Origin of the sequence: Klebsiella sp. 10982, assembly GCF_048589245.1 — a bacterium.
GTDB lineage: Bacteria > Pseudomonadota > Gammaproteobacteria > Enterobacterales > Enterobacteriaceae > Klebsiella > Klebsiella quasivariicola.
Genome location: NZ_JBMAXV010000139.1, coordinates 1 through 608, shown reverse-complemented (window position 1 = coordinate 608; position 608 = coordinate 1). Strand labels below are relative to the sequence as shown.

General features: G+C 40.8%; 1 protein-coding gene. It reads right to left on the bottom strand.

Annotation, left to right across the window (positions count from 1 at the left end; all coding sequences use genetic code 11):
• The coding region (locus ACKLKD_RS27965) for a DUF1173 family protein (protein ID WP_420062015.1) at positions 1–590 on the bottom strand (590 nt) is incomplete at its 3' end.
• Positions 591–608: the final 18 nt, after the last annotated feature.

Sequence of the window (608 nt, the reverse complement as noted above, 5' to 3'; positions counted from 1 at the left end):
CCAATATCCGTCAGACAAAAATCTGGGAAAACATCATTATTAGAAGCATCGTATCTCAGGGGTTTGATAAATGACCGCTCATGTTTATGAAGATAATTTAGCATGGTCAGCTCATAACTCGAGTCTGCCGGGATCCAGTTTTCATCAACATTCATCAATGCTATCTGAAGTGGTTTAAGATAGTATGTATCTTTCCCCTTAAATTTACCCAGATCACCTATAGCCATACAGATTACGTTACCTCCTAAACGCCAGTTTGCTATTTCAGAGCTGAATCTCTTCTCCAGTGATGCCCAATTCTCAGTATTCATCAGCACAACTGGAACACCTGAAAAAAACTTTATCGGAAGTCGTTTTGATGCATTCGAGTGTCTTTCAGGGTTATATTTAGATAGTACATTGAGGCAAATCAGACGCTCTTTATTCATCAGCGCCTCTGATGTCATTTTTATGTTTTTTGTCTCTTGAGGTGTCGAAGGATATGCACCTGCAAGTAAATGCATGGACAGCGGATGTGAAGCGACTTTAATTTTTTCCGCAGAGTGGGTTATAAGGTTGAACACCTTGCTAGGATTACGTTTCCCGGCCATTTTCGGATACCAACGGGC